This is a genomic window from Rhizobium sp. WYCCWR 11128, from assembly GCF_013416305.1.
GTDB lineage: Bacteria > Pseudomonadota > Alphaproteobacteria > Rhizobiales > Rhizobiaceae > Rhizobium > Rhizobium indicum.
In genome coordinates this window covers 849,930-866,013 of the sequence record NZ_JACCEZ010000001.1, presented here as the reverse complement: position 1 = coordinate 866,013, position 16,084 = coordinate 849,930, and the positions used below count along the sequence as shown (strand labels likewise).

Annotated in this window: 12 protein-coding genes, 1 pseudogene and 1 riboswitch; of the genes and pseudogenes, 6 read left to right on the top strand and 7 right to left on the bottom strand. The window is 61.0% G+C overall.

What is annotated here, in order from left to right:
* Positions 1-52: 52 nt before the first annotated feature.
* The 3 genes and pseudogenes from HX898_RS04240 to bluB all read right to left on the bottom strand — a co-directional run.
* A pseudogene (locus tag HX898_RS04240) lies at positions 53-250 on the bottom strand (SRPBCC domain-containing protein); the annotation flags it as partial.
* Positions 251-343: 93 nt separating this feature from the next.
* Positions 344-1,186 (bottom strand): PhzF family phenazine biosynthesis protein, encoded by an 843-nt coding sequence (locus HX898_RS04235; RefSeq protein ID WP_138329265.1) that lies wholly within the window; start codon positions 1,184-1,186, stop codon positions 344-346.
* A 357-nt stretch (positions 1,187-1,543) separates the two neighbouring features.
* Complete coding sequence (gene bluB, locus HX898_RS04230; protein WP_138329264.1) at positions 1,544-2,230, bottom strand: 5,6-dimethylbenzimidazole synthase; 687 nt, start codon at positions 2,228-2,230, stop codon at positions 1,544-1,546.
* A 41-nt stretch (positions 2,231-2,271) separates the two neighbouring features.
* Positions 2,272-2,460, bottom strand: a riboswitch (cobalamin riboswitch).
* 488 nt (positions 2,461-2,948) lie between these two features.
* Between bluB and HX898_RS04225 the strand changes: the two genes are divergently transcribed.
* From HX898_RS04225 to HX898_RS04210, 4 genes are all read left to right on the top strand, one after another.
* Positions 2,949-4,352, top strand: coding sequence for an MFS transporter (locus HX898_RS04225; protein ID WP_138330031.1), 1,404 nt, complete (start codon positions 2,949-2,951; stop codon positions 4,350-4,352).
* A 267-nt stretch (positions 4,353-4,619) separates the two neighbouring features.
* Complete coding sequence (locus HX898_RS04220) at positions 4,620-6,494, top strand: HAMP domain-containing methyl-accepting chemotaxis protein (protein ID WP_138329263.1); 1,875 nt, start codon at positions 4,620-4,622, stop codon at positions 6,492-6,494.
* 60 nt (positions 6,495-6,554) lie between these two features.
* A complete protein-coding gene (locus HX898_RS04215) occupies positions 6,555-7,136 on the top strand; it encodes a hypothetical protein (protein WP_180194077.1) in 582 nt (193 codons plus the stop codon).
* 375 nt (positions 7,137-7,511) lie between these two features.
* Positions 7,512-8,573 carry a 3-deoxy-7-phosphoheptulonate synthase gene (locus tag HX898_RS04210; RefSeq protein ID WP_180194076.1) on the top strand — a complete coding sequence of 354 codons (1,062 nt, stop codon included), beginning with the start codon at positions 7,512-7,514 and terminating at the stop codon, positions 8,571-8,573.
* Here HX898_RS04210 and HX898_RS04205 read toward each other — a convergent pair.
* Together HX898_RS04205 and HX898_RS04200 are read right to left on the bottom strand one after the other, a co-directional pair.
* Positions 8,570-9,397, bottom strand: coding sequence for a PD40 domain-containing protein (locus HX898_RS04205; RefSeq protein WP_180194075.1), 828 nt, complete (start codon positions 9,395-9,397; stop codon positions 8,570-8,572). The genes HX898_RS04210 and HX898_RS04205 overlap by 4 nt on opposite strands.
* 62 nt (positions 9,398-9,459) lie before the next feature.
* A complete protein-coding gene (locus HX898_RS04200; RefSeq protein ID WP_180194074.1) occupies positions 9,460-11,139 on the bottom strand; it encodes an NAD+ synthase in 1,680 nt (559 codons plus the stop codon).
* A gap of 192 nt (positions 11,140-11,331) precedes the next feature.
* Between HX898_RS04200 and HX898_RS04195 the strand changes: the two genes are divergently transcribed.
* The gene (locus tag HX898_RS04195; protein ID WP_138329258.1) at positions 11,332-11,862 is read left to right on the top strand and encodes a DUF1003 domain-containing protein; all 531 of its coding nucleotides are present in this window, start codon (positions 11,332-11,334) and stop codon (positions 11,860-11,862) included.
* On the opposite strand, the gene HX898_RS04190 is transcribed toward HX898_RS04195, so the two are convergent.
* Positions 11,859-12,257, bottom strand: coding sequence for a GFA family protein (locus HX898_RS04190; protein ID WP_180194073.1), 399 nt, complete (start codon positions 12,255-12,257; stop codon positions 11,859-11,861). The two genes, HX898_RS04195 and HX898_RS04190, sit on opposite strands and share 4 nt — an antisense overlap.
* Positions 12,258-12,553: 296 nt before the next feature.
* On the opposite strand from HX898_RS04190, the gene HX898_RS04185 reads away from it, so the two are divergent.
* Positions 12,554-14,392, top strand: a complete 1,839-nt coding sequence (locus HX898_RS04185) for an ABC transporter ATP-binding protein (protein ID WP_180194072.1) — start codon at positions 12,554-12,556, stop codon at positions 14,390-14,392.
* Between the two features lie 171 nt (positions 14,393-14,563).
* Here HX898_RS04185 and HX898_RS04180 read toward each other — a convergent pair whose 3' ends face one another.
* Complete coding sequence (locus HX898_RS04180) at positions 14,564-15,937, bottom strand: 3-deoxy-7-phosphoheptulonate synthase class II (RefSeq protein WP_029875504.1); 1,374 nt, start codon at positions 15,935-15,937, stop codon at positions 14,564-14,566.
* Positions 15,938-16,084 lie beyond the last annotated feature (147 nt).

Here is a 16,084-nt window from a genome sequence, read left to right as displayed (position 1 = left end):
GGAGTCATTTCCCAAGAGCAGACGTTTCCCGAGGCGAGTTTCCCGACCCGCGCTACTCGCCTATGCTGGAAAGCAGTTCGTCGAGCTGTTCCAGTTGCTCCGGCAATGCCGCCGCCCCGCCCTGTAGTGCTTCCTCAAGCGCCTCCTTGGACGGATAGGCTTCGTGGAGATTCAGCAGCGTCTTCCCGCCCTGGTCCTCGAAGGTCACGGTCGTGACCGCGCCCTCTTCGCCCTCGTCGTCTGTCCAGACCGGCTACCGGCCCAAATCGGTAACTCATTCAAGTCGAGCCCATGACTGCTTCTGGCGCCAATTGCAGTCATCGGCCTCAGGTCGATGACTGTCTTAGAGGATAGCTTTTCCGTTTATGCAGGTAACGACATTGCCGCCAACCCAAATATCTTCAGATTCGAGCCGGACATGTACCCGCCCTGACCTGCCCAAGACCGTCCCTTGCGCAGCGATGTATGAAGGCGGGGCGAGATTTGCGGAAATGAGCCATTTTGCCAAACCCGCATTTAGGCTACCAGTGACTGGGTCTTCGTAACCAGCGGCGGTGAAGGCGCGGACCTCGAAATCCACGCCATCGACGTCCCCCAAACATGGTGCAATCAGGCCTACCCTTAGTCCGGAAATACTCTGGTAGTTCGGACGGACACGTAGGACATCGTCTCTGCTTTTCAGGAGCAAGGCCATCCAACCGGGACCGTTGTCTACCCAACTCGCATCGACTATCATCTCAGATGACAGACTTAGACCGCTCATAACTCGTTTCATTAGATCGTTATCGATATGTCCAGTCTTGATCAAATCTGGAGCCAGAAATGAGAGGATATCGCCGTCTCTTCTGATCCGGATCAAACCCGCCTCGCATTCCTGGATAACAACTGGCTGCTTTGGCTTTCCGCCCAAGGTCAGCCATGCGTGGCAGCTACCCAAAGTCGGGTGTCCGGCAAAGGGTAGCTCCTGATGCGGCGTGAAAATTCTGACGCGATAATCAGCATCCGGGACCGTCGGCTTTAGGAGGAAGGTCGTCTCGCTTAGATTGGTCCAGTTGGCAAACTTGGCCATCGTTGGTGTATCAAGATCGTCCGCATCCACTACCACCGCAAGTGGATTTCCACCCATTCGCTCCGAGGAAAAAACATCAACCTGTTGAAACGATAGCTCTTTAAGGTTCCTGTTCATAGCATCTCCTACTGTTCGTTCGCTAACAGCGTGCGCCAATGTCTATACACAAGGGGGCTGCAGAATGCCTTTCGGAGTAACGGATGCAGACAAAGATTTCCGCTTCGGGCATACCCGGTCTTCCAAAGCGTTCAAATTATGCCGAGCTTTTAATCCTTGATTACCGGAAATCTCGGGCTTTAGGGAATGGGCTCGGCATAGTTTCGGACTCGGGATAAATTCCGTTATGCCGAACTCGGCATAACGGAACAAAGATATCTCGGCCTCGCACCGCGTCGGCGATACCGACATCGGTTTGCTCACCTTGACCGTCAATGGCGTGACTATGCGATTGAGGCCATGCTCCACCGCACTGCTCTAGGTGTTCAGTCCCCATCCATCATGAAAGACGAGTTCCTCGAGCGGTAGCCGCTGCCGCCAGCCTTTGACGGAGAGTTCCGGCTCGTCATAGAGCCGGTCGACGAAACCGGCACAGAGCCAGGCGACCACTTCGATATGCTCGGGTATGCCGAGAATGGTTTTCAGGTCGCCTTCACGAAAAATGCTGACCCAGCCGATGCCGACCCCTTCCGCCCGTGCCGCAAGCCAGAGATTCTGGATGGCGCAGACGGTCGAGTATGAATCCATCTTCGGATTGTGGGTGCGCCCCAGCACCACGCTGCCGCTGCGGGTAGGATCGCAGGTCACGCATATGCCGAGCGGCGCCTCGACGATGCCTTCGAGCTTGAGCGATCGGTAGGCCTGCCGCCGCTCGCCTTCGAACATCAGCGCCGCCTCCTCGTTGGCCCTCGCAAACGCGTCCTGGATGCGCGTCCGGACAGCGGCACTTTTCACCAGAATGAAATTCCACGGCTGCATGAAGCCGACGGATGGTGCGTGGTGAGCGGCCGTCAGCAGCCGCTGCACAACATCATCAGGCAAGGGATCGGGCAGGAACTGGCTGCGAACGTCGCGCCGCGTCATGATCGCGTGATAGACGGCCTCGCGTTCGGCCAAGGAAAAACCGGACGCCGCCGAAAGGGCATCCTCATCAAAGGGTCGCATCGTCAAATCCCCAACAACGCGACCGCCCCGCTGTCCGCGCGGATCGGTCTATCTTGCCAGGCCGGTCTTCTGACTCGGCGTCATCCGTCTGCCGCAGCCTTCCCGGCAAAAGGCCAGTGGCATGATGAAGCGGCAAGCGTCGGCCTTACAGCGTTGGGCACGTTCCGGTCTTGCACCGGATTCCCGATTCTCCCGCCTTATCGGCGGGCACCTGACGACGCATCTATTTCAGGAAAGCGCGGCGGCGGCAAGCTGGGCCCGATGTCGCAGTCAAGCCGGAGGCCGCGCGGTGCCGCCTGTCCCTCTCTTCCGCCGGCAAAAGGGAGCGCTGCGGTGCCACGAATCTCTTCTCCCCAGCGGGGAAAAGGTGCCGGCAGGCGGTTGAGGGGGTGAGCGGCAAAGCCGCGAATGCGCTGAGCGTAAGCGAAGGGCAATGATGAAGGGCAGCCGTGCAGCCCCCTCATCCGACCCTTCGGGCCACCTTCTCCCCGCTGGGGAGAAGAGAGCGCAAGCCGCAGCCTCAGTTCCTACATCAAACCCTTGGGAGGACATAAGGAAACAAGACGTACGATCCCGTTTCGTCATCCACCCGCGTCGGTTTGAAGCGGCTAGGCAAGCCCCTTCACCGACAGTTTCTATGGCCTTATCACCACCGAAAGCGTATGGACTGTGACAGTCCATCGCAGCATCTCGGTTGCCCGTGCCCCGCCTCACACCCATGATCCTTGCGGTCGCCCTGTTCATGGAACAGATGGATTCGACCGTGATCGCCACCAGCCTGCCGGCAATCGCCGCCGATATCGGCACCTCGCCGATCGCGCTGAAGCTCGCCGTCACCAGCTATCTCGTGGCGCTGGCGATCTTCATCCCGATCAGCGGCTGGATGTCCGATCGGTTCGGTGCGCGCAACATCTTCCGCATGGCGATCTTTGTTTTCATGATCGGCTCGATCGCCTGCGCCTTTTCCAACTCGATCACGGCCTTCGTCGTCTCGCGCCTGATCCAGGGCGCCGGCGGCTCGATGATGACGCCGGTCAGCCGCCTGCTGCTGGTCCGGGGAACGCCGCGCCACGAACTCGTCGATGCCATGGCCTGGCTTACCATTCCCGCTTTGATTGGCCCGATCATGGGGCCGCCGATCGGCGGTTTCCTCACCACCTATCTCACCTGGCATTGGATCTTCTGGATCAACGTCCCGATCGGCGTGCTCGGCATCATCCTCGTCACGCGTTTCCTGCCGACCGTCGAGCCACGCAGTCCGCGGCCGATGGACTTCCCCGGATTCTTCCTTTGCGGCATCGGCTTCTCCGGCTTCGTTTTCGGCGTGTCGGTCATCAGCCTGCCGGCCGTGCCCGTCATCTACGGTTACGTCACGGTTGCGATCGGCATTCTTGCCGGCCTCCTCTACCTCCTGCATGCCCGCCGCGTGCCCTATCCGCTTCTCGATCCGAAGATGTTCCGTTACCCGATGTTCCGGGCGGCGATCCTCGGCGCTTCGAATTTCCGCATGGGGCTCGGCGCCCTGCCGTTCCTGATGCCATTGATGCTGCAGCTCGGCTTCGGCCTGACGCCGCTGCAATCGGGCTCGGTCACCTTCGTCAGCGCGCTCGGCTCCATGGGCTCGAAATTCGCCGCCTCGCGCACCTTCAATGCCTTCGGCTTCCGCACCGTCATATCAATCACCACTTTGCTGGCGGCGATCTTCCTCGGCATCAACGGCCTTTTCACCGCCGAAACGCCGCTGTTCCTGATCATGGCCTGCCTGCTGATCGGCGGCCTGTTCCGCTCCATGGCTTTCTCGGGCGTCAACGCCATGGCCTTCGGCGATGTCGATGACGCCGACAGCAGCCAGGCAACCGCGATCAATGCCGTTGCCCAGCGTATCTCCATGGCGATGGGTGTGGCGATCGCCGGCGGCATTCTCGAAATTTCGAGCAGCTTTCACGACGGCAGGCTGCTGGTCTCTGATTTCCATATCGCCTTCTTCAGCGTCTCGGCGATTTCGGCACTGGCCTGCATCACCTTCCTGCGCCTGCCGCATGATGCCGGCGCGGAACTGACGGCGCGCGGCCGCAAGCGCCGGCACGCCGAGCCCGAAGAGGCCGTGGCGGAAAACAGCTGATCGAGACAGATCTGCTTGGCGCGAAGGAAGCACTCCTCCTCCGATTCGCAAGGTTCGGCGCCGGCGAAAGCTACACGCGTGTGTTCCAGCATCTCATTCCACTTTATGATTTATTCACATATCAAATACACACTGCGTTTGCGCGTTTTGGGTTGCAATCCGGACATGGGCATGAGGGCTCGTGATGTGACCGTCAGCGCGGATGCCCGTATTGAGACGCCGGTCGGGAACATATCCGACTGAGCCGCAATTCTAGGCCGCCGCGGAATGTTCCAATTTTTGAAAACGATGCCTCTGACAGCCAAGCTGGCGGCGATTATCGTTGCCGTCAACCTCTGCGGCATTTCCGCTTTCGCCACCTATACGTGGATGTACGAAACCCGGGCATTGATCGATGGCGCCAAGGCGAATTGGTCCAAGGATGCGGAGCAGTTTGCCTCTCTGGCCGCGGGCGGCGTGAAATGGGGGAAGGCGAACGCCGTTCGCGAGGCTTATTCGCTCTACCGCGACGACCCCTCGCTCGATCTTGTGCAGTTTGCCGCATTCAACGCCGAACCTGCCGCCGTCGATACCTGGGCGCGCGATGGCGTCAGTGGTTTGCCGGCACCAGCCGATCTGGTGAAGAGCCTCGGCGCGAAACCGGAAAAGACGACCATCGATGACGGTAGAATATCTGCCGGCGTGGTGACGATCATCGCGCCGCTCCCGCTGGATAAGTCGGGCAAGGCCACCGGTTACATCGTCACGAACTGGTCCGTCGAAAAAATCGCTTCCGAAGTCAGGCAGAAAGTTCTCATTTCGCTGCTCACGCAGTCCGCGATCACCGCCATGGCCGTCGTTGCCTTCCTTCTCGCCATGCGCAGCCTAGTCGGCCGGCCCATCAGGGTAATCAGCGAACGAATCAGCGCGTTGCAGAAAGGCGATCTGGTCTCTCCCGTCACCTACAGGGAAAATGGCGACGAGATCGGCTTTCTGGCGCGTGCATTGGAGGTTTTCCGTCACGAGGCGATTGCGAAGGTCGAGAGAGAGCAGGCCGCTGCCGAGCAGAGTGCTTCGCTCGACGCCGAACGGGCGCGCAACGCATTGTTGACCGAAGAGGCCAGCAACACGCAACGGCTGGTCATGAACGCTCTCGCAAATGCATTGGAAGGGCTCGCCGCCGGCGACTTCTCGATACACCTGGCCGACGTCGGTCCAGAATTCGATAAATTGCGTCAGGATTTCAACAACATGGTCAATGCGGTCGCGGCCGCTCTAACAGAGATCAAGACCGCTTCCGTGGCGGTTGAAACCGGCTCCAGCGAGCTGGCGACCTCCGCGGATCAACTCGCCAGGCGGACCGAGCAACAGGCAGCAGCATTGGAACAGACCGCTGCGGCACTGGATGAGGTGACCACAACGGTCAGAACATCGTCGCAGCGAGCCGAAAATGCCGGGCAGCTGGTCGAGGAGACAAAGCGCAGCGCCCATGTCTCGGCGACCGTGGTGCGTGATGCGATCGGGGCGATGGACCGGATTCAAACCTCGTCGAGCCAGATCGGCCGCATTATCGGCGTCATCGACGAAATCGCCTTCCAGACGAACCTGCTGGCGCTGAACGCCGGTGTCGAGGCGGCGCGCGCCGGCGAGGCCGGCAAGGGTTTTGCGGTCGTTGCGCAGGAAGTGCGTGAGCTCGCCCAGCGGTCGGCAAATGCCGCCAAGGAAATCAAGAACCTGATCAACGTATCCGGCCAGGAAGTTGCCGCGGGCGTCGGGCTGGTGAACCAGACCGGCGATGCCCTGCTGAAGATCGAGGAGCAGATCAACCGCATCAGCGACAGCATCGCTTCCATCGTCCAATCCTATCGCGAACAGGCGACAGGCCTGCAGGAAATCAACAGCGCGATCAACCAGATGGATCAGACAACACAGCAGAACGCGGCGATGGTCGAGGAAACCAACGCGGCCTGCCACGAACTGCTGTCGCAAGGACGCCTGCTGCAGGACTCGGCCGGCAGGTTCATCGTTGGCGCGTCTGCGGCCAGCCCGCCCAAAGCCGTTCAACCCACCCGCCAATCTCGTCCCGAGCCGAGAGCCTTCGCGCAGCGGCATGCAGGAAATGCTGCCGTTGCCGCTGCTCCCGGAGCCTGGGAGGAGTTCTGACGTCGTCAGCATCCGATAAACCTTAGTTCTCAGCAACCTATAATCAGGAAGGAAACACTTATGAAGAAAATCGTGCCCGCATTTCTTTTGGCCTGCACCGCATTTGCCATGCCCATGGGCGTATCCATGGCGCAGGATGCCAAGCTTGCCCCGATCTCCGACTACGTGACAAGCGACGTCAAGCCCTGGCTTAACGACCCCGCCATCATCGAGGCTGTCAAGGCGCAGAACGCTGCCAACGCCAATCTCAGCGCAGCCGATGTCGACGCCCTCGACAAGAAGTGGCGTGCCGAAGTCGATGGTTCCGACCACTCGATGATCGACGGCGTGCTCAACAATGGCCTGTCGAAATTCCTTCAGGGAAAGAAGGAGGCTTCCGGCGGCAAGATCACCGAGATCTTCATCATGGATGCAAAGGGCCTGGACGTCGGTCAAAGCGACATCACATCCGACTACTGGCAGGGCGACGAGGCCAAGTTCCAGAAGTCCTTCGGCGCCGGCAAGGATGCCGTCTTCGTCGATGAGATCGAAAAAGATGAGTCGACCCAGACGCTGCAGTCGCAGGCAAGTGTCACGATTTCCGACGACAAGGGAACGCCGATCGGCGCCATTACCGTCGGTGTGAACGTCGACGCTCTCTGATCTCCGGAACGACATTCGAAAGCAATAAACCATATCGCCCGGAGCATGCACGGTTCGGGCGATATGCATAAACAAAGACTTCCAAGACGTCGCATGAGCGAGATCGAGTGCGGCGTGCCTTCTTCGGCGGTATATGCGCCCGCAAGAGCGCCAGTTTTTCAAGCGGCAAATTCTACGTGACATTGCCTGGTCTTGGCGCTACACAAGCCTCATGTCGATCACCTCAATCTACGCCTCGCGATTTTATGCGTACCGCTGCTCTCAGCGGATGCGGGTCCATGCGTAACTGAATTCGACGCGACGACAACCCGAACAGCCGCTAGTCTACCTGGCGGCTTTTTTGTTCCGCCGGTATGACCAAACAGGAGCCATACCGTGTCTGATGCCATTGATGATCTGCGTATCGTCGAGATCACCCCGCTGACCAAACCCGCCGATATCATTGCGGAAATCCACCGCAATACTGCTGTCACCGAGACTGTGACCAGCAATCGCGATGCGATCCATAAGATCCTCCAGGGCGAGGACGATCGGCTGATCGTCGTCATTGGCCCTTGCTCCATCCACGACCCTGCCGCGGCCAGGGAATACGCCGCGCTGCTGGAAGAGCAGCGACGTCGCTTCGCCGGCGATCTCGAGATCGTCATGCGCGTCTATTTCGAAAAGCCCCGCACGACCGTCGGCTGGAAGGGCCTGATGAACGACCCGCATCTCGACGGCAGCTACCGCATCGAGGAAGGGTTGAGGATTGCAAGACGCCTGCTGCTCGATATCAATGCGATGGGTCTTCCGGCCGGCGTCGAATTCCTCGACACGATCACGCCGCAATACATCGCCGATCTCGTCAGTTGGGGTGCGATCGGCGCGCGCACGACCGAAAGCCAGGTCCACAGGCAGCTTGCCTCCGGCCTTTCCTGCCCGATTGGCTTCAAGAACGGCACCGACGGCGGCGTGCGTGTGGCGCTGGACGCGATCCTCGCCGCCTCGCAGCCGCATCACTTCCCGGCCGTGACCAAGGACGGACAGGCGGCCATCGCCTCGACGACGGGCAATGAGGACTGCCACATAATCTTACGCGGCGGCAAGCGGCCGAACTATGAAGCGGCCGACGTTGAAGCCGTCACCGGCGAAGCCGTCAAGCTCGGCGTCGCCCCGCGCATCCTCATCGATGCCAGCCACGCCAACAGCGGCAAGGACCCGATGAACCAGCCGCTCGTCGTCAAATCCGTGGCCGCGCAGATTGCCGCCGGAAACAGCGACATCAAGGGCATGATGATCGAAAGCAACCTCGTCGCCGGCCGCCAGGATCTCGTTCCCGGCAAGCCGCTGGTCTATGGCCAGTCCATCACCGACGGCTGCATCGACTGGGATATGTCCGTCGCGGTGTTGGAAGACCTGGCAAAATCCGCCCGCGAGCGCCGCCAGACCCGCGCTTAAGCCGCCGGGAAATAGCGGACATAGGCGAACTCTTCGCCGTCAGGAGACCAGCAGGGCACGTTGATCGTGCCCTGCCCCCCGAAAAGCTCGAACAGCGTCTTCAGATTGCCGCCGTCCATATCCATCAGCCGTAGCCGCACGTCGAGGTCGCGCGGATGGTCGAACACCGATGGGTCGTAGGACAGGAGCAGCACCATGTCGTTGTTGGGCGACGGATGGGCGAACCAGTTGCCCTGATTGTCCGAGGTCACCTGCTCGAGCCCAGTGCCATCGGGATGGATGCGCCAGATCTGCATCAGCCCGGTACGGCTGGAATTGAAATAGATCCATTGGCCATCGGCGGAATAGTCCGGTCCGTCATTGCGGCCCTCGCCATGCGTCAGCCGCGTCTCGGCGCCGCCGTCGACGGAGATAGTGTAGATATCGAAGAGGTCGTCGCGGATGCCGCAATAGGCGAGCTGGCGCCCGTCCGGCGACCAGCCATGCCAGTAGGATGGCAGGTTCTCGGTGATGAGCCGCGGCTTGCCGCCTTCGATCGGCAGGATATAGATCGCCGACTTGCCGAATTCGGTCTTGTCGGAAATGACGATCTCAGTGCCATCGGGCGACATGCCGTGATCATTGTTGCAGTTGACGGCAAAGCCGGTATCGACCTTGACCACCTCGCCGCCATCGAGCGGCAACCGGTAAAGCAGCCCGTCGCCGTTCAAGAGCAGGTAGGAACCATCCGGCGAGAAGTTCGGCGCCTCCACCAGCCTGTCCGTCTGCCAGACCTCGCGGGCACTGCCCGTCCTGACATTGTAGATCTCAACCGAGCTGCGCATGTTTCCTCCCGAAAAGCTTGATGCCGTCAGCGATCTCGATTGCGTCAGCGATCTCGATTGCGTCAGCGGTCCCTGAACCGGTTGGTGATGGGATAGCGCCGGTCGCGGCCGAAATTCTTCTTGGTGATCTTCACGCCCGGCGCCGATTGCCGGCGCTTGTATTCGGCGAGATAGAGCAGATGTTCGACCCGGTGAACGGTCGCAACATCATGGCCGCGCGCGACGATCTCCTCGACCGCCATCTCCTTCTCCACCAGGCATTCGAGAATATCGTCGAGCACGGGATAGGGCGGCAGCGAATCCTGGTCCTTCTGATCGGGACGCAGCTCCGCCGATGGCGCCTTGTCGATGATATTCTGCGGGATCACCTCGCCCGACGGTCCCAGCGCACCCGGCGGCACGTTTTCGTTACGCCAGCGGGAAATCGCATAGACCTGCATCTTGTAGAGGTCCTTGATCGGATTGAAGCCGCCGTTCATGTCGCCGTAGAGCGTGGCATAACCGACCGACATTTCCGACTTGTTGCCCGTCGTCACCACCATTGAGCCAAACTTGTTGGAGATCGCCATCAGGATGACGCCGCGCGCCCGGCTCTGCAGGTTCTCCTCGGTGATGCCGCTATCCGTGCCTTCGAAAAGGCTGGCGAGCGCGCTGCTGAAACCCGTCACCGGCTGCTCGATCGGCACGATGTCGTAGCGGCAGCCGAGCGCCCTCGCGCAATCGGCCGCATCCTTCAGCGAATCCTCGGAGGTATAGCGGTAGGGCAGCATCACGGTGCGCACCCGCTCCTCACCGAGCGCATCGACAGCGATTGCCGCACAGATCGCAGAATCGATGCCGCCGGAAAGGCCGAGCACCACTGTTTTGAAGCCGTTCTTGTTGACGTAGTCGCGAAAGCCCAGCAGGCAGGCGCGGTAATCGGCCTCCTCGCTTTCAGGGATGTGCGCCATCGGCCCTTCGGCGCAATGCCAACCATCTTCGCCGCGTTTCCACGTCGTCACTGCAAGCGCCGTCTCGAACTGGCTCATCTGGAAGGCGAGCGACTTGTCGGCGTTGAAGGCGAAGCTCGCCCCGTCGAAGACAAGTTCGTCCTGGCCGCCGAGCTGGGCGGCATAGATCAGCGGCAGGCCGGTCTCGATCACCTGCTTAAGCACCACCTGATGGCGGATATCGACCTTGCCGCGATAATAGGGCGAACCATTCGGCGACAGCAGGATCTCGGCCCCGCTTTCGGCCAGCGTCTCGCAGACGCCGAGATCGCCCCAGATATCCTCGCAGATCGGAATGCCGATGCGCACGCCGCGGAAATTCACCGGCCCCGGCATTGCGCCCTGGTCGAAGACGCGCTTCTCGTCGAATTCGCCGTAATTCGGCAGGTCGATCTTGTCGCGCACCGCAATCACCTTGCCGCCGTCGAGCACGGCGACCGAATTGTAGCGCCCGGTCTCGTCCTGCCGGGGAAAGCCGATGATGACGCCCGGCCCGCCATCGGCGGTATCGGCCGCGAGATTCTCGACCGCCTTCCAGCAGGCGCGGATGAAGGCTGGCTTCAACACCAGGTCCTCCGGCGGATAGCCGGAGATGAAAAGCTCGGTCAGGACGAGCAGATGCGCGCCCTCCCGTCCCGCGTCAATACGCGCCTCGCGCGCCTTGGCGAGATTGCCGGCGACATCGCCGACCGTCGGGTTGAGCTGGCCGATGGCGATGCGGAAGATATCAGAAAGGGCGTTTTCCTGTGTCATGTCATTTATTTAGCCTGCACCTTTCACGACCGCAACACGTTCGAGCCGAAAGCGGCACCTCGCGACGACGAAATTTTTATGAACGGATCACGCGTGGCTCCGCGCGGCACCGATACGCATTGCAATTTGCCTCCGGAGCGGAATACTGGCGCCGAAAGCGACCGCATCGATAACCGGTATCGGAAACAGGCAATGTCTAATCTTTCGGACTTCGTGCACCATCATTTCGACAAACCGGCCGACGAGCTCGGCGACGTCGAAAAGCGCGTGCTGGCGAAAGCGCACCAACGCAAGGTCATCTCGACCGACGTCAATGCCGCCTTATCCGCCGAGTCATCCTTCGGCGAGCGTATCGCCGATGGCATCGCCCGCGTCGGCGGCTCGTGGTCCTTCATACTCGCCTTCCTCGCCTTTCTCGCCGTCTGGACACTGATGAACACCATCGGTCTGGTGGCGAATCCCTTCGACCCATACCCCTTCATTTTTCTGAATCTGATCCTGTCGATGATCGCCGCCATCCAGGCGCCGATCATCATGATGTCGCAGAACCGGCAGGCCGAGCGCGACCGCTTCGAGGCCGCCAAGGATTATGAGGTCAATCTCAAGGCCGAGCTTGAGGTGCTCTCCCTGCACCAGAAGATCGACATGAGCGTGCTGACCGAGCTGACGGCGCTGCGCGAGGATGTGGCCCGTCTCACAGCTGCGCTTGCAGCCAAGGGTTAAACCGGATTCACCGCGTATTGCGGAAGGCCGTCCGATATTTCGTAGAAATCGCCCTTGTCGGCGCAGTAGATATGATGGCCGAAGGCAAGGCCGCTCGGCGTGTCGAAGGCGCCGGCCATCACCGAAATCTCCGCCGATCCGTCCGCCTGCCAGAACAGCGCGGAGCCGCAATTCGAGCAGAAGCCGCGCTGCGCCTCGTCACTCGACCGGTACCAACGGACCGCCTCAGTGCCATGAACCGAAAGAGCCGCGCGGGCCACGTTGACCGCGGCGTAATAAAACCCCGTCTGCCGGCGGCACTGCGAGCAATGGCAGCCGACGACAGGTCCTGGCTTCGCCGTCGTTGAAAATCGCACGGCGCCGCAAAGGCAGCCGCCTGTATGCCGTTCGGTCATGATCGCTCTCCCGCTTATGACGGAACGTTGCCGCCGATCACCCGCGGCGTCAAATCCATTCCTTTCAACGAAATCATCAGAAATCTTGAAAATCGCCGGCCTTATCCATGCTTGGTCGGCTCAAGCACCTGTTGCTCGACGACAACAGCCCCCCAACCTCATCTCATCCCGGCATTGAATCGCCGGCTGTTGTCGGCGATACTTAAGGTCCAATTTATTCAACCCCCGGGAGACTGACATGAGAGCGACCCTGTCCGAACAGAAAGGAAACATCCCCCACAAGGACATTCAGCTTCATGAACATTCGGTTCTCCCGCGCGAGGAAAAGCTCGCGACGCCATAACCTCTTCCTGAAATTCTTCCGCGACGATGCGAATGCCGCCGACCGCGAGCGGCGTTGGTCGCGTATGCGCAAATTCCTCTCCTACTACCGTCCGCACCTGCCTTTGCTGCTGGCAGATCTACTTTGCGCCATCCTGGTCGCCGGCACGGCGGTCGCCCTGCCGCTCTGCGCCAATATCGTTACCAGCAGGCTTCTGGTTCTGCCCGACGCGCCGCAGGCCTTCGCACAGATCCTGGCGATGGGCGGCGTCATGCTGGCCGTTCTGGCGGTCCAGATCGTCGCCATCTTCTTCGTCGATTATCGCGGCCACGTGATGGGCGCGCGCATCGAAGCAACGGTGCGGCAGGAACTCTTCGAGCACTGCCAGAAGCTCTCGTTCAGCTTCTACGACCGCCAGCGCACCGGCCAGCTGATGAGCCGCATCACCAATGACAGCCTGTGGCTGGGCGAGCTCTTTCATCATGGCCCCGAGGATCTTTCCATCGCCGTACTCAAATACGGCGGCGCCATGCTGGTGCTGTTCTTCATCGATCCGCCATTAGCAGGCATCATCCTGCTGCTCACCCCGGTGGCGGTCGCCTACGCGCTCTATTTCAACCGCCGCATGAACCGCGCGCTCGAAGCCAGCAAACGCCAGATCGCCGCCGTCAATGAACGCGTCGAGGATGCGCTTGCAGGCATCCGCGTGGTCCAGTCCTTCGCCAACGAGGCGCTGGAGAAGGAACGCTTCGCCGAGCAGAACCGGCGTTTCCTGCAAAGCCGCGCCGAAGGCTACCGCAGCGAAGCCTGGTTTTCGGTAGGCACCGAAACCTTCGCCCAGCTCGTCACCATATTGGTGATCATCGTCGGCGGCCTGCGCATCCTGGCGGCGGAGCTGACCGTGCCTGATATGCTGACCTTCCTGCTCTGCGTCGCCGTGCTGGTCGATCCCGTGCAGCGGCTGGCGAATTTCGTGCGCCTTTGGCAGGAGGGTTACACCGGCTTCGTCAGAGCCATGGAGATCCTGGAGATCGCTCCCGATATCACCGACCGGCCGGAAGCGCGGCCGATGCCGGCGCCAAGGGGTGAAATCAGCTTTACCGATGTCGCCTTCGGCTATGAAGCCGACGGCCCGCGCGTCCTCGAAAAGCTGTCGCTCACCATCGCGCCCGGGGAATTCGTTGCCCTGGTCGGCCCTTCAGGGGTCGGCAAGAGCACGCTTTGCGCGCTGATACCGCGTTTCTACGAGGTCGAGGCCGGGGCGATCCAGATCGATGGCATCGACATCCGCGATGTGACGCTGGCCTCGCTGCGGCGCCATGTCGGGGTGGTGCAGCAGGATGTCTACCTGTTTGCCGGTACGGTGGCGGAAAACCTGCGTTATGGCCGGCCCGACGCCAGCGATGCCGAGCTGGAAGCCGCCGCGCGCGCCGCCAATGCGCACGACTTCATCATCGCCCTGCCCCATGGCTATGACACCGATATCGGCCAACGCGGCGTCAAGCTCTCGGGCGGCCAGCGCCAGCGCATCACCATCGCCCGCGCCTTCCTCAAGAATCCGGAGATCCTGATCTTCGATGAGGCGACCAGCGCGCTCGACAACGAGAGCGAACGGGCGGTGCAGCAGGCGCTGCTTAGCCTGGCAAACGGCCGAACCACCCTGGTCATCGCCCACCGCCTGTCGACCGTCCGCCATGCCGACCGCATCCTGGTCCTGACGGCTGATGGTATCGTCGAACAGGGCACCCATGACGAGCTCATGGCGCAAGACGGCGTCTACGCCAATCTGCACAGCGTCCAGGCCAGCATCTGAGCGTCTGGTGCGCCTCCACTGCAATAAAAAAGCCCGGCATCGCCGGGCTTTTCTTCACTCATTTGAGGCCACTGCATAATTCCTTAAATCGGAATCGATTTAAGGAATTATGCAGCAATCCAAAGTGCTACAGCGTCCTTTGCGCGTCTTTTCAGACGCGCGGCGCTGTTCTCAGCCGTTGGCGACCATCCGCTTTTCGTCGCGGCCACCCTTCATGCGCTCGGCAAGCAGGAAGGCGAGTTCGAGCGCCTGGTCGGCGTTGAGGCGCGGATCGCAATGGGTGTGGTAGCGGTCCTGCAGGTCTTCTGCGGAGACCGCGCGGGCGCCGCCGGTGCACTCGGTCACGTCCTTGCCGGTCATCTCGATATGGATGCCACCCGGATGCGAGCCTTCGGCGCGGTGGATCTGGAAGAAGCTTTCGACTTCCGACAGGATCCGCTCGAAGGGACGGGTCTTGTAGTTGTTGAGCGTGATCGTGTTGCCGTGCATTGGATCGCAGGACCAGACGACCTTGCGGCCCTCGCGCTCTACGGCGCGAATGAGCTTCGGCAGGCTGTCGGCGACCTTCTCATGGCCGAAGCGGCAGATCAGCGTCAGGCGCCCGGCTTCATTGGCCGGGTTCAGGATGTCGATCAGTTGCAGCAGATCGTCGGCCTGCAGCGACGGACCGCATTTCAGGCCGATCGGGTTCTTGATGCCGCGGCAATACTCGACATGCGCATGGTCGGCCTGACGCGTACGGTCGCCGATCCAGATCATGTGGCCTGACGTTGCATACCAGTCGCCCGATGTGGAATCGACGCGCGTCAGCGCCTCCTCGTAACCCAGCAGCAGCGCCTCATGGCTGGTGAAGAAATCGGTCTCGCGCAGGCTCGGATGATTTTCCGAGGTGATGCCGATCGCCTTCATGAAATCCATGGTTTCGCTGATGCGGTCGGCAAGCTTGCGGTAGCGCTCGCCCTGCGGGCTGTCCTTGACGAAGCCGAGCATCCACTGATGCACGTTTTCGAGATTGGCGTAACCGCCCATCGCAAAGGCGCGCAGCAGGTTCAGCGTCGCAGCCGACTGGCGATAGGCCATGGCCTGGCGTTCCGGATTCGGAATGCGCGACTCCTCGGTGAACTCGATGCCGTTGATGATGTCGCCGCGATAGGCCGGCAGCGTCACGTCGCCCTGCTTCTCGACATTCGACGAACGCGGCTTGGCGAACTGGCCGGCGATGCGGCCGACCTTGACGACCGGCAGCTGCGCACCGAAGGTCAGCACCACGGCCATCTGCAGGAAGGCGCGGAAGAAGTCGCGGATATTGTCGGCGCCGTGTTCGGCGAAGCTCTCGGCGCAGTCGCCGCCCTGCAGCAGGAAGCCGTTGCCTTCGGCGACATTGGCGAGATGCTTCTTCAGGCGGCGCGCTTCACCTGCAAAGACAAGCGGCGGATAGCTGGCGAGCGTGGCTTCCGTTGCCGCCAAAGCGGCTGCGTCGGGATATTCGGGAACCTGCAGGATCGGTTTTTGCCGCCAGCTGCTCGGGGTCCAATTGTCTGCCATCTCACTCACCTGTTCTCACATCCATACCTCAGGATGCCCTCAATATGCGGCGGCTTATAGACCTTTAGGTCAGGCTTGCAAAGACCAATCGCCGACAGTTGTCGCCTCACCGCCGCCGCCCGGCATTCTCTAGTTAAATCCGCATAT